General features: G+C 68.9%; 25 protein-coding genes and 2 pseudogenes. 14 read left to right on the top strand and 13 right to left on the bottom strand.

Features of this window, described 5'->3' with window-relative positions:
* Positions 1–176: 176 nt before the first annotated feature.
* Positions 177–758 (bottom strand): TetR/AcrR family transcriptional regulator, encoded by a 582-nt coding sequence (locus tag OHA77_RS40905; RefSeq protein WP_326822964.1) that lies wholly within the window; start codon positions 756–758, stop codon positions 177–179.
* 160 nt (positions 759–918) lie between these two features.
* Here OHA77_RS40905 and OHA77_RS40900 point away from each other — a divergent pair, with 160 nt between their 5' ends.
* A complete protein-coding gene (locus OHA77_RS40900; protein WP_406314937.1) occupies positions 919–2049 on the top strand; it encodes an MFS transporter in 1131 nt (376 codons plus the stop codon).
* 152 nt (positions 2050–2201) lie between these two features.
* On the opposite strand, the gene OHA77_RS40895 is transcribed toward OHA77_RS40900, so the two are convergent.
* A complete protein-coding gene (locus OHA77_RS40895; RefSeq protein WP_406314935.1) occupies positions 2202–3158 on the bottom strand; it encodes a cyclase family protein in 957 nt (318 codons plus the stop codon).
* A gap of 235 nt (positions 3159–3393) precedes the next feature.
* Positions 3394–3561: pseudogene (locus OHA77_RS40890) on the bottom strand (DUF4158 domain-containing protein); the annotation flags it as partial.
* A 378-nt stretch (positions 3562–3939) separates the two neighbouring features.
* Here OHA77_RS40890 and OHA77_RS40885 point away from each other — a divergent pair.
* The 8 genes from OHA77_RS40885 to OHA77_RS40850 all read left to right on the top strand — a co-directional run bounded on the left by OHA77_RS40885 (position 3940) and on the right by OHA77_RS40850 (position 13463).
* On the top strand, positions 3940–4299 hold the full coding sequence (locus OHA77_RS40885; RefSeq protein ID WP_406314933.1) for a S26 family signal peptidase: 360 nt from the start codon (positions 3940–3942) through the stop codon (positions 4297–4299).
* A 56-nt stretch (positions 4300–4355) separates the two neighbouring features.
* Positions 4356–7271, top strand: coding sequence for a BTAD domain-containing putative transcriptional regulator (locus tag OHA77_RS40880; protein ID WP_406314930.1), 2916 nt, complete (start codon positions 4356–4358; stop codon positions 7269–7271).
* Positions 7272–7360: 89 nt separating this feature from the next.
* Positions 7361–7549 carry a hypothetical protein gene (locus OHA77_RS40875; RefSeq protein WP_326822958.1) on the top strand — a complete coding sequence of 63 codons (189 nt, stop codon included), beginning with the start codon at positions 7361–7363 and terminating at the stop codon, positions 7547–7549.
* A gap of 115 nt (positions 7550–7664) precedes the next feature.
* Complete coding sequence (locus OHA77_RS40870; RefSeq protein WP_406314927.1) at positions 7665–8195, top strand: MauE/DoxX family redox-associated membrane protein; 531 nt, start codon at positions 7665–7667, stop codon at positions 8193–8195.
* A 59-nt stretch (positions 8196–8254) separates the two neighbouring features.
* Positions 8255–8770: a hypothetical protein gene (locus tag OHA77_RS40865; RefSeq protein ID WP_406314926.1), complete on the top strand. Its 516-nt coding sequence runs from the start codon at positions 8255–8257 to the stop codon at positions 8768–8770.
* On the top strand, positions 8767–10641 hold the full coding sequence (locus tag OHA77_RS40860) for an ABC transporter ATP-binding protein (RefSeq protein ID WP_406314922.1): 1875 nt from the start codon (positions 8767–8769) through the stop codon (positions 10639–10641). The genes OHA77_RS40865 and OHA77_RS40860 overlap by 4 nt, the downstream gene beginning before the upstream one ends.
* A gap of 102 nt (positions 10642–10743) precedes the next feature.
* Positions 10744–11886, top strand: a complete 1143-nt coding sequence (locus tag OHA77_RS40855; RefSeq protein WP_406314919.1) for an FAD-dependent monooxygenase — start codon at positions 10744–10746, stop codon at positions 11884–11886.
* A gap of 95 nt (positions 11887–11981) precedes the next feature.
* On the top strand, positions 11982–13463 hold the full coding sequence (locus tag OHA77_RS40850) for a hypothetical protein (RefSeq protein ID WP_406314917.1): 1482 nt from the start codon (positions 11982–11984) through the stop codon (positions 13461–13463).
* 122 nt (positions 13464–13585) lie between these two features.
* On the opposite strand, the gene OHA77_RS40845 is transcribed toward OHA77_RS40850, so the two are convergent.
* Entirely contained in the window at positions 13586–14677 is a 1092-nt protein-coding gene (locus OHA77_RS40845) for an IS630 family transposase (protein ID WP_406313722.1), read from the bottom strand.
* Positions 14678–14793: 116 nt separating this feature from the next.
* On the opposite strand from OHA77_RS40845, the gene OHA77_RS40840 reads away from it, so the two are divergent.
* Complete coding sequence (locus OHA77_RS40840; protein ID WP_326822953.1) at positions 14794–15069, top strand: hypothetical protein; 276 nt, start codon at positions 14794–14796, stop codon at positions 15067–15069.
* A gap of 155 nt (positions 15070–15224) precedes the next feature.
* On the opposite strand, the pseudogene OHA77_RS40835 reads toward OHA77_RS40840, so the two are convergent.
* From OHA77_RS40835 to OHA77_RS40810, 6 genes and pseudogenes are all read right to left on the bottom strand, one after another.
* Positions 15225–18157 (bottom strand): annotated as a pseudogene (locus OHA77_RS40835) (Tn3 family transposase); the annotation flags it as partial.
* A gap of 196 nt (positions 18158–18353) precedes the next feature.
* The gene (locus OHA77_RS40830; RefSeq protein ID WP_406314911.1) at positions 18354–18725 is read right to left on the bottom strand and encodes a tyrosine-type recombinase/integrase; all 372 of its coding nucleotides are present in this window, start codon (positions 18723–18725) and stop codon (positions 18354–18356) included.
* Positions 18722–19666, bottom strand: a complete 945-nt coding sequence (locus tag OHA77_RS40825; protein ID WP_326822951.1) for an SDR family oxidoreductase — start codon at positions 19664–19666, stop codon at positions 18722–18724. Before OHA77_RS40825 ends, OHA77_RS40830 begins: the two co-directional genes overlap by 4 nt.
* A 52-nt stretch (positions 19667–19718) precedes the next feature.
* The gene (locus OHA77_RS40820; protein WP_406314909.1) at positions 19719–19973 is read right to left on the bottom strand and encodes a hypothetical protein; all 255 of its coding nucleotides are present in this window, start codon (positions 19971–19973) and stop codon (positions 19719–19721) included.
* Positions 19974–19998: 25 nt separating this feature from the next.
* Positions 19999–20832, bottom strand: coding sequence for a CPBP family intramembrane glutamic endopeptidase (locus OHA77_RS40815; RefSeq protein WP_406314906.1), 834 nt, complete (start codon positions 20830–20832; stop codon positions 19999–20001).
* Positions 20833–20891: 59 nt separating this feature from the next.
* On the bottom strand, positions 20892–21515 hold the full coding sequence (locus tag OHA77_RS40810) for an NAD(P)-binding domain-containing protein (RefSeq protein WP_326822948.1): 624 nt from the start codon (positions 21513–21515) through the stop codon (positions 20892–20894).
* A 151-nt stretch (positions 21516–21666) separates the two neighbouring features.
* Here OHA77_RS40810 and OHA77_RS40805 point away from each other — a divergent pair, with 151 nt between their 5' ends.
* From OHA77_RS40805 to OHA77_RS40795, 3 genes are all read left to right on the top strand, one after another.
* Complete coding sequence (locus OHA77_RS40805; protein WP_326822947.1) at positions 21667–22137, top strand: MarR family winged helix-turn-helix transcriptional regulator; 471 nt, start codon at positions 21667–21669, stop codon at positions 22135–22137.
* Between the two features lie 174 nt (positions 22138–22311).
* Positions 22312–22431 (top strand): pentapeptide repeat-containing protein, encoded by a 120-nt coding sequence (locus tag OHA77_RS40800; RefSeq protein ID WP_406319961.1) that lies wholly within the window; start codon positions 22312–22314, stop codon positions 22429–22431.
* Positions 22432–22442: 11 nt separating this feature from the next.
* On the top strand, positions 22443–22568 hold the full coding sequence (locus tag OHA77_RS40795) for a hypothetical protein (protein WP_406319983.1): 126 nt from the start codon (positions 22443–22445) through the stop codon (positions 22566–22568).
* 214 nt (positions 22569–22782) lie between these two features.
* Here OHA77_RS40795 and OHA77_RS40790 read toward each other — a convergent pair whose 3' ends face one another.
* Genes OHA77_RS40790 through OHA77_RS40780 form a run of 3 tightly spaced genes read right to left on the bottom strand, consistent with a single transcriptional unit; the run spans position 22783 to position 25109 of the window.
* Positions 22783–23673, bottom strand: a complete 891-nt coding sequence (locus tag OHA77_RS40790) for a TIGR03619 family F420-dependent LLM class oxidoreductase (RefSeq protein WP_326822945.1) — start codon at positions 23671–23673, stop codon at positions 22783–22785.
* A gap of 35 nt (positions 23674–23708) precedes the next feature.
* Positions 23709–24332, bottom strand: a complete 624-nt coding sequence (locus OHA77_RS40785; RefSeq protein WP_406314903.1) for an NADPH-dependent F420 reductase — start codon at positions 24330–24332, stop codon at positions 23709–23711.
* A gap of 33 nt (positions 24333–24365) precedes the next feature.
* Positions 24366–25109, bottom strand: coding sequence for an SDR family NAD(P)-dependent oxidoreductase (locus OHA77_RS40780; protein ID WP_406314900.1), 744 nt, complete (start codon positions 25107–25109; stop codon positions 24366–24368).
* 144 nt (positions 25110–25253) lie between these two features.
* Here OHA77_RS40780 and OHA77_RS40775 point away from each other — a divergent pair, with 144 nt between their 5' ends.
* Positions 25254–25865: a TetR family transcriptional regulator gene (locus tag OHA77_RS40775; protein WP_326822942.1), complete on the top strand. Its 612-nt coding sequence runs from the start codon at positions 25254–25256 to the stop codon at positions 25863–25865.
* Positions 25866–25923 lie beyond the last annotated feature (58 nt).

Raw genomic sequence — 25923 nt, 5'->3', positions numbered from 1 at the left:
TAGGCCCCGTAACCTGGCCAAACAGGCGCTGTCATCGAACCGGTACGAAGATCAACTGCCTACCGCTAATTTCTGCACTCGGCCTCCTCGAAGGCCGGTAGGTATAGGAGGACTCCAGCTCCGACAGCCGGTCGTGATCCTCGGGCGGCCGGGCGGCCGGCGGGATGGGCGGGTGGTCAGGTCGCGGATGTCGCGAGCGTTTTGATCGTGAAGTCGATTGCCGTGGCGAGTCGTTGGGGGTCGTGTCCTGCGCGTTCGCGTACGCGTAGTCCAAGCACCGTCGTGAACAGCAGTTCCACTGCGGCGTCGATGTCCAATGCGGCGGGCAGGTCGCCGTCGCGGATGCCGCGGCGTAGCAGTGACGCGAGGGTTTTCCTGGTGACTTCGAACGCGTCCTCGGTCTTTTGCCGGACGTCGGGGTCGGTGGTGCCGAGTTCGGCAGCCGTATTGACCACGAAGCAGCCGCGACCGGCCTCGTGGCTGATCATCCAGATCAGCCACTCCCGCAGGATCTCGAGGCTGGGGCCGGGGGCGCCGAGTTGCTCTTCGGCTTGCGTGGACTCCGTCGCCCGGTAGTGGTCCAGGGCCCGTAAGAACAGTGTGCGCTTGTCGTTGAAGGTGCGATACAGGCTGCTTTGCTTGAGTCTGAGCTCGGCGCCCAGGTCGCGGACGGAGGTGGCGTTGTAGCCGCGACGCCAGAACAGGTCGGTCGCTTTGGCGATCACGTCTTGCTCGTCGAACTCTCTGGGCCGTGCCATGTTCGCCACTCTACCAACGTTGTGGAGCGACCGTTCCCGTATTAGGGTGTGCCGTCATATGGGAGCAATCGCTCCCGAATGAGAGGGGAGATTCGACGTGACGACAACGGACCCTACGATGACCGGGCCAGACGCGTCAGCGAGGAATCATTGGATCGCGGTGTCCGCCGTGGCCTTCGGCACATTTCTCCTGGTGACGGCCGAGCAGCTCCCCATCGGGCTGCTCACCCCCGTCGGATCGGCACTGTCGGTTTCCGAGGGCGCGGCGGGCTTGATGGTCACGGTCCCCAGCATCGTCGCCGCCGTCGCGGCGCCATCGGTCCCGGTGCTCGTCGGCAGGATGGATCGCCGGCTCTTGCTCGTCGCCTTGATGGGACTCATGACGCTCGCCAACCTGGCCTCCGCCCTGGCCCCGAACTATCCGCTCCTGATCACCGCCCGCGTGCTGGTCGGGGTGGCGATCGGCGGGTTCTGGGCCATCGCCGGTGGGCTGGCCGTCCGGCTCGTCCCCGCCCCGCTCGTGCCGCGGGCCACGGCGATCATTTTCGGCGGCGTCGGCGCAGCGAACGTCTTCGGTGTCCCCATCGGCACGATGGTCGGCGGGCTGGCGAGCTGGCGGATCGCCTTCGGCGCGCTGAGCGCCCTCGCGCTGGTCGTGCTGGTCGCGTTGCTGGCCGTACTGCCACCGTTGACCGCTGCTCAGCCCGTCGGCCTGCGGCGGCTGGCCGACCAGTTCCGCAACCAGGGTGTCCGGATCGGCATCCTGGCGACCTTCCTGATCGTGACCGGCCACTTCGCGGCCTACACGTTCATCAGCCCCGTACTGCAGGATCTGTCCGGCATCGACGAGCAACTCGTCGGACCGCTGCTGTTCGGATTCGGCCTGGCCGGCGTCGCGGGAAACTTCATCGCGGGTGCCGCCGTGGCGAAGCGGCTCCATCGGACGGTCCTCACCATCGCCGTCGCCTTGGGGGTGACCGTGCTGCTCTACCCCGTAGCAGGGCTCACCGCTGCGGGCGGGGTGGCGCTGCTCATCGTCTGGGGCCTGGTGTACGGCGGGGTCTCCACGAGCCTCCAGATGTGGATGATGAAGTCCGCGCCACAAGCGGTCGAGGAAGCCTCCGCTCTGTGGGTGGCGGTGTTCAACCTCTCGATCGGTCTCGGCGCGCTGGCCGGCGGCGCAATCGTCGATGCCCTGCCACTCCAGAGCATCCTGTGGCTCGCCGGTGGTCTCGTCCTGGTGGCCGGGCTGGCAGTGTGGAGTGCACGCCGAAACGACGGTCTTCGATGACCCATCTCCCCGAAAGGAGATCGACACCGCCGTCACCACTTTCGGCAAGCTCGACGTGCTGTTCGACAACGCCGGCTATCGACGGCGCCGGCCCCGCCGCCACGCTGCTGTGCGCCGCCTGCTACTTCGACCGCGGCCGGACTCATCCCCTGTCAGAATGTGGCGATCGGGTTGACCGGGCTGCCGGACGTGCCGGCGAAGCGGACCGGCGCGACTGCGAGGTGGAAGTCCCACTGGCCGAGCTCGGCAGCCGTCCTCGCGCACGCCTCCAGGTCGCAGTTGTCGAGCATCCACAGACCCATCGCGACGAGGCTCACGGCGTGAACCGGCATCAACACGTCGTCGTATCCCGACGGCTGAACGTCCTGGGGGGTGTCAGCGCCGATCAGCGCGACCTGCCGTTCATGCAGCCACGGCAGGCAGGACGCGTGCCAGCCGGCCTGCGTGAAACCGCCGGCCTCACCGGCCTCGTGCCGGGCGCGGCCATAGCCGGTCCGCAGGAGTACCGCATCGCCGGATCGCACCCGCACTCCCTGGCGACGCTCGGCCTCCTCGAGGTCGTCGGGAAACACACCCTGCCCCGGTTCCAACCACGGCACATCGCGGACCCTCGTGATGTCCAGCAGGACACCACGCGTGATGATCCCGTTCGCCGCCGCCGTGACGGCCGCCCACGCCGATCCCGTTGCGGCGTCGACCAGCGAGTGCGACCGCCCGTTGTACATCGCGCCGTCCCAGAAGATGTGGCACGGCGAGTCGACGTGGGTGAGGGTGTTGCCGTGGAACGTGATGCCGAGCCGCTCGGACGAAAAGCCCCAGCGCCGGTCGTTGTGGAATTCGGGCACCGGCATGTTCTCGGCACCCGGCATGTCGGCGGCGCACGGGCACGTCGTCGTCGACCGCTCCATGTCTTCCGGTACGGCAACCTCCCATGCGCACGACACGCTCCTGCCGTGGCGCACGGCCCGCGCCGCCGCCAGCCGGACGTCGTCGGTGATGTGGTTCAGAGTGCCGAGCTCGTCGTCGTCGCCCCACCGACCCCAGTTCGACAGCGTGTTGAAGTATCCGAGCACGTCGTCCTGGGTGGGCATCGGTCGCCCTGCCGTCATCCCCGCATCGGCTCCTCCGGTCACGCGGTTCGAGGCACCGAAGGCAGGGTATCCCGCCTTCTCCTTTGACATGCCGAGGTCCGCTGAGCTGGCATGGTACTAGATCAGCGGGCCGGTTGCGTCCACGGAGGTGGCGCATGAGTTGAGCGACGTGGAGGTAAAGAAGCGTCGCGCGGTACGCCTCACGCTGCTCAGTTTGACGTCTTGCCTGTCCAGTGGTTTCGCGGGTGTGCTCCAACCGCGTCTTGTCCCGCTCGGTGTGACGCTTCACGCAGGAAGGACCCTCGATCCCCAGCTGCGCGGCGACGGTGTCCAAGACCTCGTTCGGCACCTCCAGCGGATCAGCCAGAAAGCACCCGAGGTAGCGAACGGTCACGAGCCGGAGAGCGGAGCCCCATCTGATATGCCGGCCGCGATGCCCCTTGATGAGGGCCTTGTCCTCGTTGCCGAGGACAAGATCTTCTCCATCTCGGCCCAGGAGGGCGGACCGGCAGAACGGCCGTACTTCGCCGCCTCCGAGTCGCTCAACGAGTCGCTCAACGAGTCGCTCAAGAAGCCGACAGGCACGCGCACAACGTCCCGCGCGGCAGCCGCGGGTTGACAGGCCCCACGGTCAGCGGAGACCGTTTCCCCGGAACGGATCGGCCTTTCCTCGGGCCGGCGGTGGAAAGGTACGGCGACTTTGATCATCGGTGGGCTGCTCTTCGGTGTTCTCCTCTTGGCGGCGGGCGCTTCCTGGGCTCGCCGAAGCTATTTGGTGATCACCGTTGACGGAACGAGCATGATGCCGACGCTGACCGACGGCGACCGCGTCCTGGTGCGGCGGCGACGGCTCGATCAGGTGGGCCGGGGCGATGTCGTCGTGCTCGAGCCTCCGCTGGATCCTTCCGGTCGGTACATGCCCGGGCCGTCCGGTCCGGACGGCCGACGCTGGAACATCAAGCGGGTCGCCGCGTTGCCCGGTGATCCGGTGCCGGCGGGGATCACGGCCGGTGCCGGCGTGGCTCTGGTGCCTTCCGGGGCGATGGTGGTCCTCGGTGACAACCCGGCGGCCAGTGTCGACTCCCGACAGCGGGGGTTCTTTCCCGCGGACCAGATGCTCGGCGTCGCGCTGCGCCGGTTGGGCGGGTCGGCCCTGTAGCCGGCGCCGGGGCTGACGAGGAAGGGATGACCTTGAGGTTTCGACTCCTTGGGCCGATGCGGATCGAGGTCGACGGCTCACCCGTACAGATCACCGCACCGAAACAACGCACCGTCCTCGCCATGCTGCTCGCACGTGCCGGGCACGTCGTCCCGGTCCGTTCACTGGTGGCCGAGGTGTGGGACGAACGACCGCCCCACTCGGCGGTGGCGAACCTGCGCACCTACCTCATGCAGCTGCGCAGGCTGGTGCCTTCCGCCGATGATCCGGCCGACGAGCGGCTGGTCACCACGGAGGCCGGCTACCTGCTGCGGGTCGAGCCGGCCGAGTTCGATCTCTCCCAGTTCGAGGCCCTGCTCGGGTACGGTCGCCAGGCGTTGGCCCGCCAGGACCTCGGCACCGCACAGGACGCGTACGCCCGGGCTCTCGCACTGTGGCGAGGGACGGCGGCCGAGGACGTGCCGCTGGGGCCGGCCCTACGGGAGGTGATCGCCCGGCTCACCGACCAGTATCTGAGCGCGGTGGAGGAGCACACGGAGATCCAGCTCATGCTGGGCGGGCACACGAAGGCGGTCAGGCGGCTGCGCGAGCTGATCGGGCAGCATCCGTTGCGGGAGCGGCTGTACGGCCAGCTGATGGTGGCGTTGTACCGGTGCGGCGACGTGGTCGGTGCGCTGGACGTATTCGGGATGGCTCGCCGGGTCCTGGCCGAGGAACTCGGGCTCGACCCCGGACCGGACCTGCGCCGGCTGCAACAGGCGGTCCTGCGCCGGGACGCGGATCTGCTGTCGCCGGACAGGCCGCCGACCGGTGGGAACAACGTGGTCACCGGAGCCTCGGACGGGCGCCTGCGGCCACGTCAACTGCCGCGGGAGCCGAGGGTGTTCGTCGGCCGGTCGACCGAGCTCGCCCGGATGCTCACTGTGCTGCGCGGTCATCCGCAGGCGGGTGGCGAACCGCCGGTCCTGGCGCTGCACGGCCCCGGCGGGGTCGGCAAGTCGACGCTGGCGCTGCGGGCGGCGTACGCCGTGGCCGACCGCTACACCGACGGTCAGCTCTACGTCGACCTGCAGGGATCGAGTCCGGGACTGCCGCCGTTGGAGCCCGCCGAGGTGCTCGGCCGCTTTCTGCGGGCCCTGGGAGTGCCGCACGGCGACATCCCCGCGGCGCCGGCGGAAGCGGCCACCCACTACCAGACTCTGCTGGCCGGCCGGCGAGTCCTGATCGTTCTCGACAACGCCGTCGACGCCGCCCAGGTCGCGTCGTTGGTGCCGGCGAGCGGCGGCTGCGCGGCGCTGGTCACCAGCCGGGCGGCGCTGACCACCATGGAGGCCGTGCGGGTCGCCGTCGAGGTGCTCGACGAGGCGGACTCGGTGCGGATGCTCGCGCAGCTGGCGGGTCAGTCGCGAGTGACGGCCGAGGCCGAGGCGGCGGCCGGCATCACCCGCCGGTGCGGTTATCACCCACTGGCGTTGCGCATCGCCGGCGCCCGTCTGGCCGCCCGCCCCGATTGGTCGCTTGAGCGGTTCGGCGAGCGGCTGCGGAGCCGGCAGCGTCGCCTGGACGAGTTGCAGGCCGCTGACCTGGCCGTCCGATCCTGTTTTGAGATCAGCTACGAAATGCTGAGGAGCGGCGTGAGCGCGGCGGCGCGCGCCTTCCGGCTGTTCGGAGTGCTCGATGTGCCGGAGGTCAGCGTTGAGCTCGCCGCCGCGCTGCTCGACGTCGAGCTGAAGGCGGCCGAGGCGGCGCTCGACGAACTGACGGAGGTTCGCCTGCTGGAGCCGGTCGGCGACGGGCGATTTCGCATGCACGACCTCCTCAGGCTGTTCGCCGCCGAGCTGGCCGTGGCCGAGGACCCGCCGGCTGACCGGGTACGGGCCGTCCGGCGCGCGCTGGACTGGTACCTCGATCGGTGCCGGCAGGTGAGCGACCTGGTGGAACCGCACTTGCGGCCACAAGTGGGCCCGCCGGACGGACGGGACGCAGGCGTGGCCTTCCGGAGCCCCGCGGAGGCGGTGCGGTGGTTCGAAACCGAGGTGCCGTGCCTGGTCGCGGCCGTCACCCAGGCGGCGACGGGGGAGCCCGACGTCGCTCGCTTCGTCACCGATCTGATGCCGCTGGTCAGAGTTCGGGCGATGAAGTACGGCCACTGGCGGGAGTTTGAGACCATGACCCGGCTCGCCGTCGAGGTGGCGCGGCGGCATGGTGACAGGACCGGTGAGGCGTTCACACTGACGACGCTGGGGGTGGTGGAATGGCGCACCGGCCGGACCGACGCCGCTCGCGACTGCCTGCACCGCGCCCTCGGACTCCGGCGCGGCCTGGGCGACCAGGAGGCCGAAGGGCTGGCGCTGCACAACCTCGGCTGGCTGAGCATGCGCACCGGTGATCTCGATGACGCCCTCGGCCACATCACCGCGGGGCTGCGGCTGATCGAGGCACATGGATCGAACCGGGCCGGCATGGTCAGGCACAACCTGGGCGAAGTCCTGCTCCGGCTCGGCCGTTCGCCAGAGGCGGCCGATTGCTTCGAACGGTGCCTGTCCGTTCGGAGGGCGGACCGTGACCTGCTCGGGGAGAGCATCACCTTGGCCGCGCTCGGCCGCGCCTACTGCCTGCTCGATCGTCGCGGCGAGGCACTGGCCACGTTCGAGGACGCGCTGAGCCGCTGCCGGGAGACCGGCAACCGGGAGGATGAGTGGGAGGTGCTGCTCAGCAGGTCCGAGATCTGGCTGCGAAACGGTGATCTCGCCGCGGCTGTGGCCGACCTGGCTCAGACGCTGGAGCTGACCGCTCAGGTCGGTGACACCTACGGCCAGGCCGCCGCCACTCGCCAGTTCGCCAGGGCGCGTGCCGCGCTGGGCGACTCGTATACGGCGGCGGAGGACGCCCGCAGGGCCGAGGAGCTCTTCGCGATGCCCGGAATGCGGCGCGATCCGGTGCTGGAGATGCTGCTCACCGCCTGGTTGTAGCGCGGCTGTATCGGTGGCTGTATATCCCCAAAATAGGGTTTCGGCTGCCCACATCACTCGATCATCATTCGATGAAGGACTGAACCCACATGAACGTTCTGGGAAAGCTCGGCGACCACCTCCTCGAGAAGCTGGTGCCGAAGGCGACCGCGAAGGCTGACGCCTCCTACTGGCAGACCTGCGCCTGCTACGGGACGACCAGATACGCCAAGCTCTGCTACGTCGTCGGCGGTATAAGCGGCTGCGCGGACGGCTGCGTGAAGCACGGAAGTTGCTGACCGAGCCGAACCCGTAGTCAGGACTCCGAGCGTGTTTCGCGGATCCTCACCACACGGGGATCCGCGAAACACGCCGGACGGTACGACTCGTGAGACGGTGAAGATGCTCTATCTGATGATCGCATGCCAGGCGTTGCTGGCCGGCGTCTTCGTGATCGCGCTGGCGGGCAAGGTTCGCGGGCGGGCGGCGCTCGACGAGTTCGTGGCCTCGATCGTGGCTCTCGGGATGTTCTCGCGCGCGAGGTCCGTGGTGGCGGCGTACGCCGTGCTGGGGGCGGAGGCCGTGGTGATCCTCGCACTCGTGCTGCCGTATGCACTGCTTCTGGGTTTCGTGGCGGCGACGGCGTTGCTCATCGTCCTGACCGCCGGTATCTCGGCCGCCTTGCGACGGGGACGGCACACGCCGTGCCGGTGCTTCGGCGCTTCCGTCACCCCGCTGGGCCGGACACACGTGGTGCGCAATCTCGTTCTGGTGGCGGTCGGCTGTATCGGGTTCGCGGCCGGTGCCGCCGCCGGCGGCGCCGGGTCCGCGGTGCACCCGGCCGGTGTCGCCCTCGCGTTGGCCGCCGCCGCCGTGGGCGCCCTGATCGTGGTGCGCCTCGATGACCTGATCGGCCTGTTCGCCACTTCCGTCTCGCCGCGCTGACGTGCGAGGCGTGCCGGCCTGATGTCCCCAAGCCTGATGTCCTCAAGTGAGGTTGTCCGATGACTTTCCTGATCGCCGCCGTCGTGCTGGTCGGCGTGCTCTGCGCCTTCGACCTGCTGCTCACCTTCGCGGTACTGCGCCGCCTTCGCGAGCACACCGCCGAGCTGGCGCGCCTTGCCGAGGGGACGCAGTTCATTTCCTACGACCCGGGAGCCCTGGTCGGGCGCACCCTGCCCTGGGCCGACACCGACACCGACGGTGTCGACCGGCCGGAGCTCGTGGCGTTCTTCGACGCCAACTGCGACGCCTGCCACAAGCACGCGCCACAGTTCGCCGTCACGGCCCGCACCCAGGCCGCCATGGCGGTCATCTCCGGTGCCGGTCCGCGGGCCGACGATCTGGTCCAGGTGGTTGCCGGCGTGTCGAGCGTCATCACGGCCGAACGCGCCGACAGCCTGGTGAAGGCGGTCGGCGTCGAAGCCTTCCCGACGTTCTTGCGCGTCGGCCAGGACGGCACGATCGTGGCGGCGCATATGGAACTCGCGGCCCTCGCCGAGATGGCGTCGGCGAAGTGACGGCATCCCCGGCCTCCGACGCAAAGCCAGGTGAGGGCCGGCTGCGGTGGCTGCTGCGAGCCGTCGGCACGGTGACGTCACTGTGCTGGCGGGCCGGACCCGGTCTGGCGGTGTCCCAGTTGGCGGTCACCGTCGTCGGCGGCCTGCTGCCCGCGGGGACCGTGTGGGTGACGAAGCTTCTCATCGACGCGCTGGCGACCGGTCGCCTCGACCACGTACTGCTGCCGGTCGGCGGCCTCACCGCCATCGGGCTGGTCACCGGGGTGTTGCCGCAGCTCATCATGTACCTGCGGGCCGAGTCGGAGCGCAGGCTGGATCGTCTGATGCAGGACCGCCTGTACACGGCGGTGAACCGATTCCAAGGCCTGTCGAGGTTCGAGAATCCGGCGTTCCTGGACAGGCTGCGCCTGGCCACCCAGGCTTCGGGAAGCATGTTGGCGCCCATCACCTCGGGGCTGTTCGACATCGGGCGCAATGCCATCACGCTGGTCAGCCTCTTGGTCGCCCTGGCCGTGCTGAGCCCGCTCATGGCGGGACTGGTGGCGCTGGCGGCGATTCCTGCCCTGGTCGCCCGGATGTCGCTGGAGAAGCGGCGGATGATGATGATCGCCGGACAGTCCACGTCGATCCGGCGGCAGCTCTTCTACTCCTCCCTGATCACCGACGTGCAGGCCGCGAAGGAGGTCCGGCTCTTCGGGCTGGGCGGCTTCCTCAAGGATCGGATGTTCGGGGAGCTGGCCACCGTCCAGGCCGGTGAGCGGCGGCTGGACCGGCGGGAGGCGCTCACCCAGTCGCTGCTCGCGGCACTCTCCGCCACGGTCAGCGGCGCGGGGCTGATCTGGGCGGTGTACGCGGCGGTGGACGGCCGGTTGACCCTCGGCGACGTGACCGCGTTCGCCGCCGCCGTGGCTGGAACGCAGGGTGCGCTGATCTCGGTGGTGGAGAACGTGGCCAACGCCCGTCAGGCGCTGTCGCTGTTCGGTTACCACGAGCAGGTGACATCGCTGCCCGACGACCTGCCGCCGCCGTATCGCTCCACGGGGGGACCGGCCGCCACGCTGCCTGCGCTGCGGCGGGGCATCGAGCTGCGCGATGTGTGGTTCCGATACGACGAGAGCCATCCATGGGTGCTGAGGGGAGTCGACCTGACGATTCCGCACGGCTCGTCGGTCGCGCTGGTGGGGCTCAACGGAGCCGGCAAGAGCACTTTGATCAAGCTGCTCTGCCGGTTCTACGACCCGTCCCGGGGGGCCATCCTCTGGGACGGCGTGGACCTGCGCGCCGTACCGCCTGCCGAGCTGCGCGCCAGGATGGGCGTGCTCTTCCAGGACTACATGAGCTATGACCTGACCGCGGCGGAGAACATCGGGGTGGGGGAGATCGAGGCTCTGTCCGACCGTGCCAGGATCCAGGCCGCCGCCGAGATGGCGGACGTCCACGAAATCGTCGAGGCGCTGCCCCGAGGCTACGACACGCTGCTGAGCCGGATCTTCTTCGGGGACGAGGAGAAGGATGACGCCCAGACCGGGGTGCTGCTCTCCGGAGGCCAGTGGCAGCGCCTGGCCCTGGCCCGCACGATGGTGCGCGAGCAGCGCGACCTGCTCATCCTCGACGAGCCCAGCTCGGGCCTGGACGCGCAGGCCGAGTACGAGATGCACCGGCGGCTGCGCGAGCATCGCATCGGGGGCACCAGCCTGCTGGTGTCGCACCGGCTCGGCTCGGTCCGCGACGCGGACCTGATCGTCGTACTCGGCGACGGCCGGATCGTCGAGCAGGGAACGCACGACGACCTCATGGCCGCAGGCGAAGGGTACTGCCAGCTGTTCGAGGTGCAGGCCAGGGGCTATCGCGAGGATGCCGGCGTTCAGTGACCGCGTGCGAGGCGGGTCGCCCTATCGGTTGATCTCCGCGACTCCGGGCCGGGCCCGGGGGGCCGCCGGATCAGCTGGAGCACCGCTTGTTAGCGTGGCGGGATGACGGAGCGGACCGCGGTGGTCGTCGGCGGTGGGATCGGCGGGCTGGCGGCAGCGTTGGCCCTGACCCGCCGGGGCTGGCAGATCGAGGTCTGCGAGCGGGCGGCGGAGTTCACCGAGGTCGGTGCCGGCCTGTCCTTGTGGCCCAATGCGCTGTGGGCCCTTGCGGCACTGGATCTGGACGGCAGGGTCCGGGAGCTGGGGGCGGTCGAGGTCGGGGGCGGTGCGCGCAACCGGGCCGGTCGTTGGCTGGCGCGGACCGACAACACCGAGATCGAACGCCGGTTCGGAATGCCGCTCGTCGTGCTGCACCGTGCCGACCTCCTCCGGGCCTTGGTCGATGCGCTCCCGGCGCAGACGCTGCGGCCCTCGACCACCGTGACCGCGATTCATGAGGATGGCGACTGCGTGGTGGTCGAAGACGGCGTCCGCAGCCGCCGGGTGGACGTGGTGATCGGTGCCGACGGCCTGCACAGTACGGTCCGGCGGCTCCGATGGCCTGCGGCCAAGCCGCCCCGCTATGTCGGCTACACCGCATGGCGCATGATCACTCGGCCGTTGCCGGACCCGCTCACCGAGGGTGCCGCGACCTGGGGCCGGGGCGAACGGTTCGGATTCACCTCGATGCCGGGTGGACGCGTCTACTGCTTCGCCACCGCCACGGTCCCCGCCGGTGGCACTACCCCCGGTGGGGAGCCGGCCGAGCTTCACCGCCGGTTCGGGACCTGGGCCGAACCGATCCCGGCCCTGCTCGCCGCGGTACCGGACGAGGGCGTGCTCAGGCACGACCTCTACGACCTGCCACCGCTGCCCGGTTATACCCGCGGCAGGGTGGCGCTGCTCGGCGACGCCGCCCACGCCATGACTCCCAACCTGGGGCAGGGGGCGTGCCAGGCCCTGGAAGACGCCGTCGTGCTGGCCGCCTGCCTCGACCAGCACCCGGACCCCGGTACGGGTCTGGCCCACTACGACCAGCTGCGGCGGTCACGGACCCAGCAGGTCGTACGCCGATCCGCCCGCCTCGGATCCGTCGGCCAGCTGGCATGGCCACCCGCCGCCATCGCCCGAGATCTCGCCGCTCGGCTGACCCCTGGCGTGCTGACCCTGCGATCGATGGCGCCGATCCTAGGCTGGAGACCCTGATGCCCGACTGGACCTATCATCCGCTGCGTGGCCTCGCGGGCTCTCTGCTCGGTGTACGCCGATCGCAGCGGGCCGCCTTGCGAACATTGAGCGGATTGTCCGCACGGCCCGGCGGGCGATGGATCGTCACCCGGACCTTCGGGCACCGGCCACCCCCCGGAGAACTGGCCGGATCCCTGGCCGGCATCGGCCTGGCGACCCGGCTGGGAGCGGTGGTATCCCCTGCGGTGGCGCGAGATGCGGTGCGCGCCCTGCCCACACAGGGCGCGGGCATGATCATGGTGACGCCGGTCGGCCCGTCCGAGGTCGACGTGGTGCGCGACGCCGCCGCCGGCCGACGGTGCCCGGTGTTCGTCCTGACGGCTGATCCTGCGGTGTCGCTCGCGCTCGCTCCCCACGTCGACGCCGTGCTGAGCGACGGCGCGGCTCTCATCCAGCTGACCTCTCCCGCCATCGCCGATGCCCTGGCCTCGCTGGCAGATGACACCAAGGTGGTCCTGGCGACCCCTGCGGCGCTGCTGGAAGCCGGTCCCGGCTGGTTCCAGCGGGTGACCGAAGCGGCGACGTCCACCGACCCCGCACCGGGCATCTCCGAGGTCGGCCGCGACCTCCGGCGCTGGCCGGCCTGGTGGTGGGGCCTGCTCGTGGGGATCGGGATGATCGGTGCGGGCCTGGGCGCCGCCGCCATCACCCTCGGTCCCGTCCTGCTCTGGTACGACCGCAACTTCCTCGGCCTGGACCGCGATCGGCTGCACGGCGTCAACCACCATCTGGTGCACTTCCTGCAGCACGACCGGATCACCATGGCCGCCACGATGGTGGCGATCGGCATCCTCTACACCGGCCTGGCCGTCGGCGGGATCCGGCGAGGCTGGCCCTGGGCCCGGAACGCCTACCTGGCCTCCGGGCTGATCGGTTTTCCGACCCTGCTCTACTTCCTGGGAACCGGGTTCCTGGAACCGCTGCACACCGCGGTCGCCGTCGCCCTGTTCCCGATGTTCCTGATCGCCACCCGCCGTTCCCCTGCCCGTCCGCAGTGGACGATCATGCCGGAGGGCCCGGAGCGACAGCAGCGCAGAGCGCTCACCGGCCAGCTCCTGATGATCATAACGGGGCTGGGCCTGTTCGCCGGAGGGGCAGTGGTTTCCGTGGTCGGCCTCACCCATGTGTTCGTCCCCAGCGATCTGGTCTTCCTCGGCACCACCTCCGAGGAACTGCGGGCCGCGAACCCGCGACTGCTCCCGTTCATCGCACACGACCGCGCGGGCTTCGGCGGAGCCCTGATGGCCGCCGCCGTAGCGATCATGGGTCTGAGCGCCTGGGGCTGGCGTCGCGGCGAAGCCTGGATCTGGTGGTCACTGGCCCTGGCCGCGATCGCCGGCTTCATCCCTCCGGTCCTGGTCCACTCCCACGCCGGCTACACCGACTTCTGGCACCTGGCCCCGGTCTACATCGGGATCTTCCTGACCGCCCTCGCCCTCCTCCTGGCCCGCCCCTACCTGTGCGCAGGCCGGTCGGCCTGGCCCCGGCACGGAGCCGGTCAATCACGCCGCCAAGGTGGTGGCGGCGTCCGGTAACGCCGACGACTGCCGGGGACCGAATCCGTGGGCTGCCTCTCGACGGCTTCCTTCTTCGTCCGGCGGTAAATCGGGTGGATCCTCCACGAGCAGACTCGTGCCCGAACCATGGCCTCCCAGTACTAGTGTCCTGCGCCGGAAATTCGTCGGCAATATCGGGCGAGTGATTCGAGGATCTCTTCGGTGGTCTTGGTCCAGATGAACGGCCGGGGATGGGTGTTCCAGTCGGCGATCCAGGCGCGGATGTCTTTCTCCAGAGCCTGCACGCTCTGGTGAACACCGCGCCGGATCATCTGGTCGGTCAGGAAGCCGAACCAGCGCTCGACCTGATTGATCCAGGAGGATCCGGTCGGGGTGAAGTGCAGGTGAAAGCGCGGGCGGCGGGCCAGCCACGCCCTGATCGCGGGGGTCTTGTGGATGCCGTAGTTGTCGCAGATCAGGTGGATGTCCAACTCGGCCGGGACCGTCTTGTCGATCGTGGTCAGGAACTTCTTGAATTCGGCGGCCCGGTGCCGGCGGTGCAGTTCGCCGATGACCGTGCCGTCTTCGATGTTGAACGCGGCGAACAAGCTGGTGATGCCGCTGCGGGCGTAGTCATGGGTGCGGCGCTCGGGCGTGCCGGGCATCATCGGCAGCACCGGTTGCGAACGGTCCAGGGCCTGGATCTGGCTCTTTTCATCCACGCACAGCACTACCGCTCGCTCGGGCGGGTTGTGGTAGAGGCCGACGACGTCGACGACCTTCTCCACGAACAGCGGATCGGTCGACAGCTTGAAGGTGTCGCAGAGATGTGGTTTGAGGCCGAAGTCGCGCCAGATCCGTCCGATCGTCGACTTCGACAACCCGCTGCGCTCGGCCATCGAGGTCCGCGACCAGTGCGTGGCGCTTTGAGGCGTCTGCTCCAGCGTCGCCACCACGACCTGTTCCACCTGATCCAGCGTGATGGAGGGTGGCCGGCCCGGGCGCTGTTCGTCCACCAGCCCCTGCAATCGCAGTGTGATGAACCGGTTGCGCCATTTGGACACCGTGTCCCGATGCACCCGCAGATCCCGGGCGATCTCCTTGTTGTCTCTGCCGTCCGCACACGCCAGCACGATCTTGGAGCGCATCGCCAGCATCTGTGAGGACTTCGCCCGCCGCGCCCAGCGCTCCAGCGTCGCCCGCTCGGTGTCGGTCAGCGTCACTTCGGCCTTCGGTCGTCCCGTCCGCGCCATGACAGCATTTTAGACTTAGCCGACAAATTTCCGGCGCGGGACATTAGTGGAACGATGAGTCGGGGTTAGCGTCACATGATTTGACACACTGTCTCTGACCAGGCCAGTCTTGCGCCGTGGCGGATTCAGAGGGTGTGGCGTTCCTGCGGTCTGATGTTGCCCGGTTCTGCGGTGAGATCGCCGATCTGGCGCCTGCGGTACGGCTGGCGCGGCTGGCGGAACTCAGGGCGATGCTCGATGACGTCACCTCGCAGGCGATGGCCACGGCGATGGCAGACGCCCGCGGCGAGGGGTGGGGGCTGCGCCGGATCGGCAAGCATGCCGGGGTCTCCCATGAGCAGGTCCGCCGGATGCTGGTGCCGCCCGAGGCGCAGCCCACCACGCATGTGTGAAGCGGGGTGCGGCCCAGGGCGGTTACTGACCGGGTGGGGGGCGTGCGCAGCGGGCGCAGGGCGCCGTCCCGGATGGTCTCCGGCAGGGCGAAGTTGTAGCGGCCCAGGAAATTGAAATGCTCAAATCCCAGCGGGGACAGTCGGGCGATGTCGGCGGCGGCTATCTTCTTTCCTTCGGCGCGGATTTCGTCCAGCACGCGAGCCGTGTAGACGGTATTCCAGAGGATGCAGACGTTGGTCATGAACCCCAACGTCCCTAGTTGATCTTCCTGGCCTTCTTTGTATTTCTGCCGGAGTTCGCCTTTTTGGCCGTGGAAGATTTTCCTGGCCAGGGTGTGGCGGGATTCTTGGCGGTTGAGCTGGGTGTGTACGCGGCGGCGTAGGAGTTCGTCGTCGAAGTAGCAGGCCAGGTAGGTGGAGCGATCCAGCTTGCCCAGCTCCATCAGGGCGCGGCCGATCGGGGTGGGCGTGCCGCCGCCGGAGAAGTAGCGAAACAGTTCGCTGGCCTTGACCGCGCCGGTGGACAGGGACGCGGCGACGCGCAGCAGGTCATCCAGTTGTCGCGGATGAGGCCGAGGTTGACGCGGCTGCGGATCAGGCTCTCCAGCCGTCCGTAGTGGGCGGCCGGATCGGCGCGGAAGAGGGTGGCGCTGCCGACGTCGGCCAGGCGTGGGGAGAACTGCCAGCCCAGCAGCCGGAAGATGCCGAAGGCGATTTCGGAGGCTCCTGAGGTGTCGGAGGCGATCTCGGTCGGCTTCAGCGAGGTCTCCTGTTCCAGCAGTCCTTCCAGGATGTAATACCAGTCCTTCGGCGTGCCGGGAATGACGATGCCGTGAAAGCCGATGAATTGGTCGGAGGTGAAATTGTAATAGGTGACGCCCTTGGCGCCTTTGCCTTTCCCCCAGTATTTGGTGTTGGTTCCGGCGTTGATGGTTTTGACCGGGACGACGAAGCGCAGTCCGTCGGCGGAGGCCAGTTCGCCGCCGCCCCAGGCTTGCACCAACTCCAGGGTGGTGTGGTGGTCGACCAGGGCGGCGTTGGCGGCAGTGATGGTGGCCACCCTCAGGTAATTTTGCTCCACCCAGAACAGGCGGTCCAGGGCGAGTACCGGATCACCTTCGCAGACCATGGGGCGCATGCCGACGTTCATGCTCTGGGCGACCAGCACGGCGGCGATCGAGGTGATCATGTCCTCTTTGCGGGAGGGCGCGTCACCCGAGACGTGGGTGAAGTGGTCCAGGCAGCTGGTCCAGGCGTGGACCTCCAGCAGCGCCTCGGGCAGGTCGACGACGGGGATGCGGGCATCGACGTCGGCGCGCAGCGCGGTCAGTGAGGCGGGCTCGTCCAGGCGTTCCAGGCCGGTCAGGACCAGCCGGTCCTTGCCGCTCTCATCCCTTTCCAGGCGAACCAACTCGTTTTGGCCGTCTTCGTCGCCCGACAGGCCCGCGGCGAGTTGCTTGTAGGCGTGGTCAAGGGTGGTGGCCCAGCGCTGTACGTCGTGCTCGGGGTCGGGTGACAGGCCCAGCTCCTCACAGATCTTCGGGCGCTCCTTCTCCCACGCCGCTCCGGTCAGCAGCCCGGCGGTGGGGTCACCCCATTTGCGCAGGCCCGGCACGAACACCTCATGGCGGCGCAACGACTCGCGCAACCGCTCCACCGCGGCCAGGGTGTAGGCCTGCTTGTCGAAGGTGCCGGCGAACTCGCCGCGTTTGGGGAAGACCCGCCGGTGCCAGGCGGAGGTCAGGAAGGCGGCCGGGACCTCCTCGGGGGAGATGTCGGTGCGGCGGCGTTCGATCGCGCGCAGGAAGTCGATCGCCTCCAGCACCTCATGACCGGGCCGCACCCCCTGCCCTGGCGCGTCCAGGGCGGCTCCGGCATCGAAGTCGAGGTGCTTGAGCAGCTTGGGCAGGAAGCGCCGCACGGTGGCGTAGCGCTCGGTCAGTTCCTCGTGCAGGTGCTCATCCGGTTCGCGGGCGATATCGACGACGACGTCGGCGGCGGCGTGGATGGCGGCGATGTCCATCTCCTCCAAGGCGGCGCGGATGTCGGCCTCAGGATCCTGGGCGACGGAACAGATCGTGAGCCACACCTCGCGCAGCATGATCGCCGCGCCGTCCAGATCCTTGATGGTGCGGATGCGTTCCTTGTCGGCCTTGAACCCCGCAGTGCGCAGCAGGTCGCCGACGACCAGGTCGAACACCTCGATCGCCTCATCGGCCGAGGTCGGCTCCATCACCTGGGCGAAGGCCACCAAGGTGGCCAGCTTGCGATCACCTGCCAGGGCGTCGACGGCCTGAGCGCGGGCGGCATTGGCGAAGCGGGCCAGCGCGGCGATCCGGCCCGGCGGGATGGCCGACAGGTCCCAGGTGGTGGCGCCCAGAGCGCGCAGGTCCAGGTGCCGGTCGACGGCCTTGGCCACGCCGCCGCCGCTGACGTCGGTGGGGCTGCGCCGCAGCCGGTCCAGCTTGGAGACTCGGTGGCCCTCCTCCACCACGACCAGCTCCTCCAGGGCGCGGCGCTGGCCGGGGCTGGGGGCGGCGGCCAGCAGCCGGTACTGGCGCAACGCCGCGCGTTCACGCAGCCCGGCGATCATCCGCTCCAAGGTGGTGACCCCGGGCAGCAGGATCTTGGCCTCGACCAGGCGGTGGGTGACCAGGTCGAACAGCACGATCGGGCGTTCGCTGCCGCTCCACATCCGCCGATACACCCACCGGGCCAAGCCGAACCACTGCTCGAACTCGAAACTGGTGTAGCCGTGCGCTTGGCGGATCAGCTTTTGGTGATCCCAGCGCGCCTCCTTCTCCCCGTACCCCTTCAGGTCGGCCGGATCCAGGCCGAGCTGCTCGGCGACGTAGTCGACGACCACGGCCGGGGCGTCGGTCGGGTCGGACAGGAAGGTGCCGAGAAAACGCACCGTCCCGAGTTGAAGGGCGTAGCCGATCTGGTTGCGGGCTCCGTTGGCGGCCATCGCCTGGCGCCGGGCGGCGGCGTCCAGGTGGAAGAAGGCGCCCAGCTGGGCGGGGTCGGGGACGCCGTTGAAGGCTCCCCAGCGGCTGCGTTGTTCCTCGGACAGGAAGTTGACCGGCATGAGGTCCTTCAGACCATGCCAGGGCGCCCCGCCTCGCCCAGCGTGATGGCGGCATGGTGACGGCGCCCCGGGTATCGCCAGCGGCCAGGTCGAGTGATCGTCTTGGCCGATTACGTGCCGCATTGTGTCAGCCTCACAACTCCACGATCACCGCTCTCAGAGCGGTGAAAGCTGACGCTGCGTGGCGAGCCTGCTGTCACAGGTCTTCGACGTAGGCGGCGGCGATATCCTCGGGCGGGTTGGTGTACAGCCGCAAATACCGCTCGTTGGCGTGGCCCAGGCGTCGTTCCAGCTCGGCCCGGTTGTGACCGGAGGCCTGCGACAGCAGGTAGGCGAAGGTGTGGCGCAGGTCGTGCGGGCGTAGCGCGCCGAGCTGCCGGTCGGCGCCGGTGACCTGCAGGTCGTGGATGGCGCGATCACGCAGCGGCCGGGCGTGGCGATGCGTGACGCCCGTTGCGCCAGTGGCGGCACGGGCGCCGCCGCGGTGGCGGCGGCCGGTCAGCTGGTGGAAGGACTCCAGCCGGTCCAGCACGTTCTTGACCGTTGCGATGGGGGTCCCTGCCGTCAACTGGCGGGGAAGTAGTGGCCGTTGTCCAAATCGGCGAGCAGGCTGGGCTGAGCGGGTTCCCAGCCGAGGGTCCGGCGGGTGATGAGGTTGGACGCCGGGTAGCTCTGCGTGACGATGTTCGCGAGGAACCCGAAGTATCCCGGCAGCATCAGTTCGTCCAAGGGCACGCTCACGGCGGGCAGGCCCAGGCGGCTGCCGATGGCCTCGGCGATCTCGCGGAGCGGGATGCCCCCGTCGTCGACCGCGTGCCAGTATTTGCCGGCCGGGCCCTTCTCCAGCGCCAGGCGGAACAAGGAGGCGGCATCGCGAATGTGTACGGCGTTCCATAGGTTCGCGCCGTCTCCGGGGTAGCCGATGAAGCCCTTCTCCTTCGCGAGCGCGATCAGCGTGGGGAGGAAGCCGGCACGGTCGGTCGTGCTGTGCGCGATGTTGGCGAGCCGCACGACCGAAGACCGCACGCCCTGCTCGGCGAGGCCGATTACGGTGGTTTCCACGATGTTTCGAGCCCGCAGGGTGCCCTTGTGCTCATCGCCACTGGGAAGGGCCGGGTCCTCCTCGGTGGCCGGCCGGCCCAGGTTCCCCCCGTTCCCGGGCGAGCCTATGCTCCCCGCCGCGACCAGCGGCTTTCCGGTTCCCGCGAGTGCCTCGCCGTAGGCGAGCATGATCGGGAGCTCGGCGGCGGCCACGGCGTGGATCCCGCCGGACGGAAGCAGGTCTTGCCGGTGCGCGACGTGGATGACGCCGTCGGAGTCCGCAGCCGCCTCCTTGAGCCCGTCGAGATCCCCGAGGTCGCCGCGGCGCACCTTCGCGCCGAGCGCGGACACCGCCGCGGCGGCCGTGTCCGACCGGGCCAGGCCGGTGACCTCGTGCCCGGCGGCGATGAGCTCGGGAATGATGTACGAACCGGAATGGCCGGTCCCGCCAGTGACGAAAACGCGCATGCCGCTGCTCCTTGTGAGTGATGTGGCGAGAGAAGTGGTGGTGCGGGCGCGCTCAGGCAGAAGTGCTGACGCCGAGGGTGAAGTTGAAGCTTTCCGCGCCGTAGCGGCCCAGGCCTATCATCACCAGGCCCGTTCCCTCCAGCCAGCGCACCATTCCCAGGGGGCCGGTGTCCATCGGCCGCAACCCGAGGCTCTTGATGAATGCCGACACAGTCGCCTTGGCCTCAGCGTCGTCGCCAGCGATGAGCACGTCCAGCGGGTTGCCCTGCGCCAGCATGTGACCGAAGACGGTGTTGAACGCCTTCACGACGTGCGCGCCGGCGGGGGTTCGATCACCTGGCGAGCCTAGCGGCCACGTCCGCCCGGGCCGAGCGACGGACGGGGACCACGTGACCACGCCGGTGTGCCAGCCACATGAACACGACGGTGGCCACCACGCCGAACACCACGGCGTACACACTGCCCTCCGGTCCGAAGTCGCCGCCCGTGACCAGCGCGGGACCCGACATCGTCGCGTCCAGCAGGCCCTGCGGGGTGTTGCTGCCGGACACCTTGGTGCTGAAGATGGCGCTCGCGGCAATGTTCCAGCCGAAGTGCAGACCGATCGGCACCCACAGCTTGCGGGTGGCGATGTACGCGGCGGTCAGCATCCCGCCTGCCTCGATGGCGATAGCGATGGCGCCCCACAGGGTGGCGTTCGCGTTGAGCAGGTGGATCAGGCCGAACAGCGAGCCGGTCAGCACGAGCGCGATCCAGGTTCCGGTCCAGTGCTCGACGTTCCGGAACAGGACACCGCGGAAGACCAGCTCCTCGGTCACGGCGGCACCCGCCATGATGCCGAGCAGGCCGACGGCGCTCGCCGGCGTGCCCAGGCCGTTGATCGTGTAGTCGCCTAAGAAGGCGATGTTCGCGATGACTGCCCCGAACAGCGCGATGCCGAGCAGCGTGCCCCAGCTGATCCCCGCGCCTGCTCCCTTCAGCGACACCTCGACGGGGGCCCGGTGCTCGGTGCGCCGCACCACCCAGCCGTAGACCAGGACCGCGACGACGGCCGCCAGCAGGCCGGCGACGAGCGCCAGCCAGGGGTTGTCCTTCACCGCCGCGGTGCCCAGATTGCCGAGGATCCAGACCGCCACAACCGCCAAGAGCTGCCATATCAGACGCACGATGACTCCTTCGTGAGAGTCCGCGGCGGGAGCGCCGCGGGCTACTAGCAGGGGTGCGCTCAGCCGGGGAGGTCGACGCCGAGGGCGACGTCGAAGGTCCCCGCGCCGTTGCGGGCCAGGCCCATCAGCAGCGGCCCGACCCCTTCCAGCCAGCGGGCCATCTCCAGGCCGCCGACATCGAGCGGGCGTAGTCCGAGGCTCTCGATGAACGCCGACACGTCGGCCTTGGCCCGCGCGTCATCTCCGGCGAAGAACACGTCCAACGGACGCCCCTGGGCCAGCACGTGGCCGAAGACCGTGTTGAACGCCTTCACGACGTGCGCGCTCGCCGGGACTGCCTTGGCGATCTCCTGCGCACCGGACGTGCCTTCAGGGATGACGAGCCCGGTGGCGTCGGCGTTGAACGTGTTGGAGATGTCGATGATGACCTTGCCGGCCAGTGCATCCCCGTACTGGGCGACGACCGGCACGGCGCTGGCATATGGCACGGCCAGGACGACGATGTCGCCAACCGGGACGGCGCCGAATGTCCCGACCGTAGCCCCGCCGCCGAGCGCGGCGGCCAGGTCCTTGGCCTTGGCCGCGTCGCGACCGACGACCTCGACGGCGTGGCCGCCCTCGACCGCGCGGGCGCCAATGGCGCGGCCCATACCTCCCAGGCCGATAATGCTGATGCTGCTCATGGAGTGCCTGCTTTCTGAAGCTGGATAGGACGCCATGCCCCACCCGTCGTTGTCAACGGCTGTGTCATCGACGCTCTCATTTGGTTAACGTGTGAACCAGAATGTACGGGGCACTTGGTTACCATGTCAACCAGACGGTAGAGTGACGTGCGTGACCGAGCCGCGGTGGTTGGACGAGCGAGAACAGCAGGCCTGGCGCAGCTTGATGAAGATGCAGGACGGGCTGTCGGAGTTCATCGAGCGGCAGCTGCGCAACCAGTGCGGGCTGTCCGGCGCTGACTACCAGGTCCTGGCCCATCTCTCTGAGGCGCCCGAAGGGCGGCTGAGGTCGTTCGAACTCGGCCAGTTGTTGCGCTGGGAGAAGAGCCGCCTGTCGCAGCACCTGGGCCGGATGCAGAATCGCGGCCTGGTGTCCCGCGAGCGGTGCCTCGCCGACCAACGGGGGGCGGTAGTCGCCATCACTCCCCGGGGCAGCGACCTGATCAAGGTCGCGGCTCCGCAGCACGTGGCCGACGTCCGCGACGTGCTCATTGATCATCTCACTGCGACAGAGATGGCGATGCTCGTCACCATCGGCGACAAAGTAGCCGAACGGCTGGCGGCGCTGGAACACAAGCACTGATACCCGATCCCGGACCTCATCGCTCACGAACTGCGTGCGTGTCAGACCGCCGCCTACAGAATCCCGCGGGCGCCGGCACAGCTGTTCGCTATGCACGACCCACAGCTACGACCCGCTCAACGCCTAGCTTGATCAGCGACATGCCTTTGGAAGGCGCGGCTCACGGGTGCGGGGCTGAGCTGGACGACGCTCACCCGCGCGGATCTCACCAACGCGACGCTGACACACGCGAACATGAGATTCGCACGACTGCGCTCAGCATCACTGGTGCGGATCTGTGCGGGGCGGCGCTGAAGGATGCTGACTTGCGGGGTGCGAACCTGAGCGGGGCGCAGCTGTATCACGACAGCGCCCGGGCCACCGCCCGGCTGGTCCTCAAAGCGGCTCGCAAGACCGCACGCAAGGTCAACAACGCCTGCCCCGGCGTGTGACTCACATGTGTCTCACCGTGACTCACGATGAGACGACTTGACTACAGAATCGGGGAAAACCGCAGGTGGAGGTGGTAGGGCGCCCGGGCTCAAACCCGGAACCTACGGATTAAAAGTCCAGATCCAAAACTTGTTCGTAGAAACACAGGCGGCGCGGTGCGGGACGAACTCGGTCATGGCTTCGTTGTGTCAAGGTTGTCCGGCTCTTGGGTGGTCACAACCGGCCGGTGCGCGCGATCACCTGGCTGGCGAAGTCAAGCATCTGGTCAAGGCTGGGGAACAGTGCGAAGGCGTCCACGAACGCCTCGTCCGCACCGGACTCGGCGAGGCGCTTGAGCTTGTCGGCCAGCGAATCAACGGACGTGCCCGGTTCGAGGTTGATACGTATGGCCTTCTTCAGCGCGTCGGGATCGCGGCCGGCCTCCTGCGCCGCCTGGCGCGCGAGCGACCACAATTGGTCGGCGACCTCGTCCGGCAGAAACTCGAGCCCGAGCCAGCCGGTGGCGCTGCGGCCGACCCGGCGCATCGCGGCCTCGCTGGCGCCGCCGATCCAGATGGGCGGCCCGCCCGCTTGCACCGGGCGCAGGTCGGCGTGGACCGGCGGCAGCGAGAAGAACTCGCTGTCCCAGGACACTGGGTTGGCCGTCCACCACTCGTGCAGGAACGCCAGCAGGTCATCGAGCATCCGCCCGCGCCGGCTCCAGTCCGCGCTGCGGGAGATGTCGTGCTCGTCCTTCATCCACCCGAGTCCCACGCCGACCTCGAGCCGGCCATCGCTGAGCACGTCGAGCGTGGTCAGCATCCGGGCCAGGTGCGGCGGCTCGTAGTAGAAGGTGCTGAGCGTGCTGGCATTCAGCCGCACCCGGCTGGTTGCCGTCGCGGCGACGGTCCACAGCAGCACCGGGTCGAGGTAACGCTTCATCTGCGGCGGGTACGGCTGCTCTTTGCCCGGATAGATGCTATGCATTTCGACCGGCTGGACCAGGCGATCGCCGACCCACAGCGTGTCGTAGCCAAGGTCCTCGATCCCGCGGCAGAACGCGCTCAGGCCGGCGGCGCTGCTGATGGCGGGTCCGATTATGGGAAGTGTGAAACCAAGCTTCATTGGCGAGTCCTTTCGGCGATCCGTCAACCGTTTGCTCAGACGGGAAGTTCGGTGATGCTGAGGGCGAAGTCCAGGTTCCCCACCCCGTGGTTGGCGAGGCCCACCGTGACCACGCCCGCTCCTTCCAGCCAGTGCGCCATTTTCAGGCCGCCGACGTCCAGCGGGCGCAGCCCGAGGCTCTCGATGAACGCCTCCACACTTGCCTTGGCCTGCGCATTGTCGCCGGCGATGAAGACGTCGGGCCGACCCTTCTCCAGGACATGACGGAAGATGGTGTTGAACGCCTTCACCACGCTGGCGCCGGCCGGGGCCGCCTTGGCGACTTCCTGCGCGATCGAGGTCTCCTCGCGGTGGGCCAGCCCGTCGAACGTGGAATTGAAGGGATTGCTGATGTCGACGATGACCTTGCCCGCGAGAGCGTCTCCGTACTGGGCGACGACCGGCACGACACCGTCGTGCAACAGGGCCACGATGACGATGTCCCCGGCCGGGGCGGTGCCCCATGCTCCTGTCGTGGCCCCGCCGCCGAGAGCCTTGGCCAGGTCAGCGGCCTTGGATTGATCGCGGCCCATGACCTCGACGGTGTTGCCGCCCGCTACCGCCCGCGCGCCGATGGTGCGGGCCATGTTCCCGGTGCCGATGATGCTGATGTTGCCCATGAGATGTCCTGTCCTGGTTGTGTGTTGTTCGCTTCAGATGGCGGTGGTGCCGCCGTCGGCGACGAGTTCCATGCCGTTGACGTAGCTGGAGTCGTCGGAGGCGAGGAAGAGGGCGGTGGTGGCGATTTCGTCGGGGCGGCCCATCTGGCCGCGGGGGATGAGGGACTCGAACTGGCGCTTGGTGGCCTCGTCGAAGAGTTCTTCCTGCTTGGCGGTGGCGACCTGGCCGGGGGTCAGGACGTTGACGCGGATGCGGCGGTCCTTGAGCTCGTTGAGCCAGACGCGGGCCCAGGCCTGCTGAACGGCCTTGCTGCCGGCGTAGACGCTCCAGCCGGGGAAGGCGCCGAGGGAGGCGTTGGAGCCGGTCATGAGGATGGAGCCGCCGTCGTTGAAGAGCGGCAGGGCCTTCTGGACGGTGAACAGGGTGCCGCGGGCGTTGAGCCCGAACCAGGTGTCGAACTGGGCCTCGGTGATCTCGCCGAGCGGGGCGGGCTCGCCGCCGCCGGCGCTGGCCCACAGCACGTCGAGGCTGCCCTTCTCCCGCTTGACGGTGTCGTACAGGCGGTCCAGGTCGTCCAGGTCGTCCAGGTCGGCGGCGTCGCCCTGGACGCCGGTGACGTTGCGGCCGATCTGCTTCACGGCCTCGTCCAGGGCGTCCTGGCGGCGGCCGGTGATGAAGACGTGCGCTCCCTCCTCGACGAACAGCTTCGCGCCGGCCAGCGCCATGCCGGTGGTGCCGCCGGTGATGACCGCTACCTTGCCGTCAAGCTTCCCCATGGTCTCTCCCTTGGGCCGGTGGTGCCGTGCGCACTTGAGGTGACGATGTTATGTACACCGATCTGTGTTCTTACGGTAACGGGCCGGCGGCCGGGACGCAAACTATGTACACCGATCGTTACCAAGCTGGGGTAGCATGGACCCATGACGGAGTTGGAGAAGGGCCCCCAGGGCCGCCGCCGCGGCCGGGGCGCCCGCGAGCGCATCCTCAGCGCGTCCCAGCAGCTGTTCCGCGAGCAGGGCATCAACCGCACCGGCATGGACCAGCTTTGCGCGGCGGCCCAGGTGTCCAAGCGCACGGCCTACCAGCACTTCACCGGCAAGGACGAACTCGTCGCCGAGTACCTGCGCCGGTTCGACCCCTCCGTTCTGTCCGGCGTGTTCGACCGCACCGACCTCACGCCCCGCGACCGGCTCCTCGCCGCCTTCGACATCCCCCCCACCACCCCCCTGTGCCCCTACATCGCCGCCGCCGTCGAACTCCACGACCCCCAGCACCCCGCATCCCAGTACGCACGCGACTACAAGCAAGCCGTCGCCGCGCGGCTCGCCGACACCGCCCGCGAAGCCGGCGCCGCCGACCCTGAACAGCTCGGCGAGCAGCTCGCGCTGCTCATCGACGGCGCCGCGGCCCGCACCCGGGTCCTCAACGCCGATGCCTTCCCCGCCGCCGCCGCCATCGCCGCCGTCCTCATCGACAACGCCATCCCCGCCACAGCCGGCGATGACCGGCGACGGGAGGAAGTGCCACGTTGACGTGGCACTCCGCGGCCGGGCTGGACGCGCGGCTGCACGCGGCTGGTACGCGACACCA

This window comes from Streptosporangium sp. NBC_01639, from assembly GCF_045209755.1.
Lineage (GTDB): Bacteria > Actinomycetota > Actinomycetes > Streptosporangiales > Streptosporangiaceae > Streptosporangium.
Note: the sequence above shows the minus strand (reverse complement) of the source record. Positions and strands in the feature narration are given on the sequence as shown.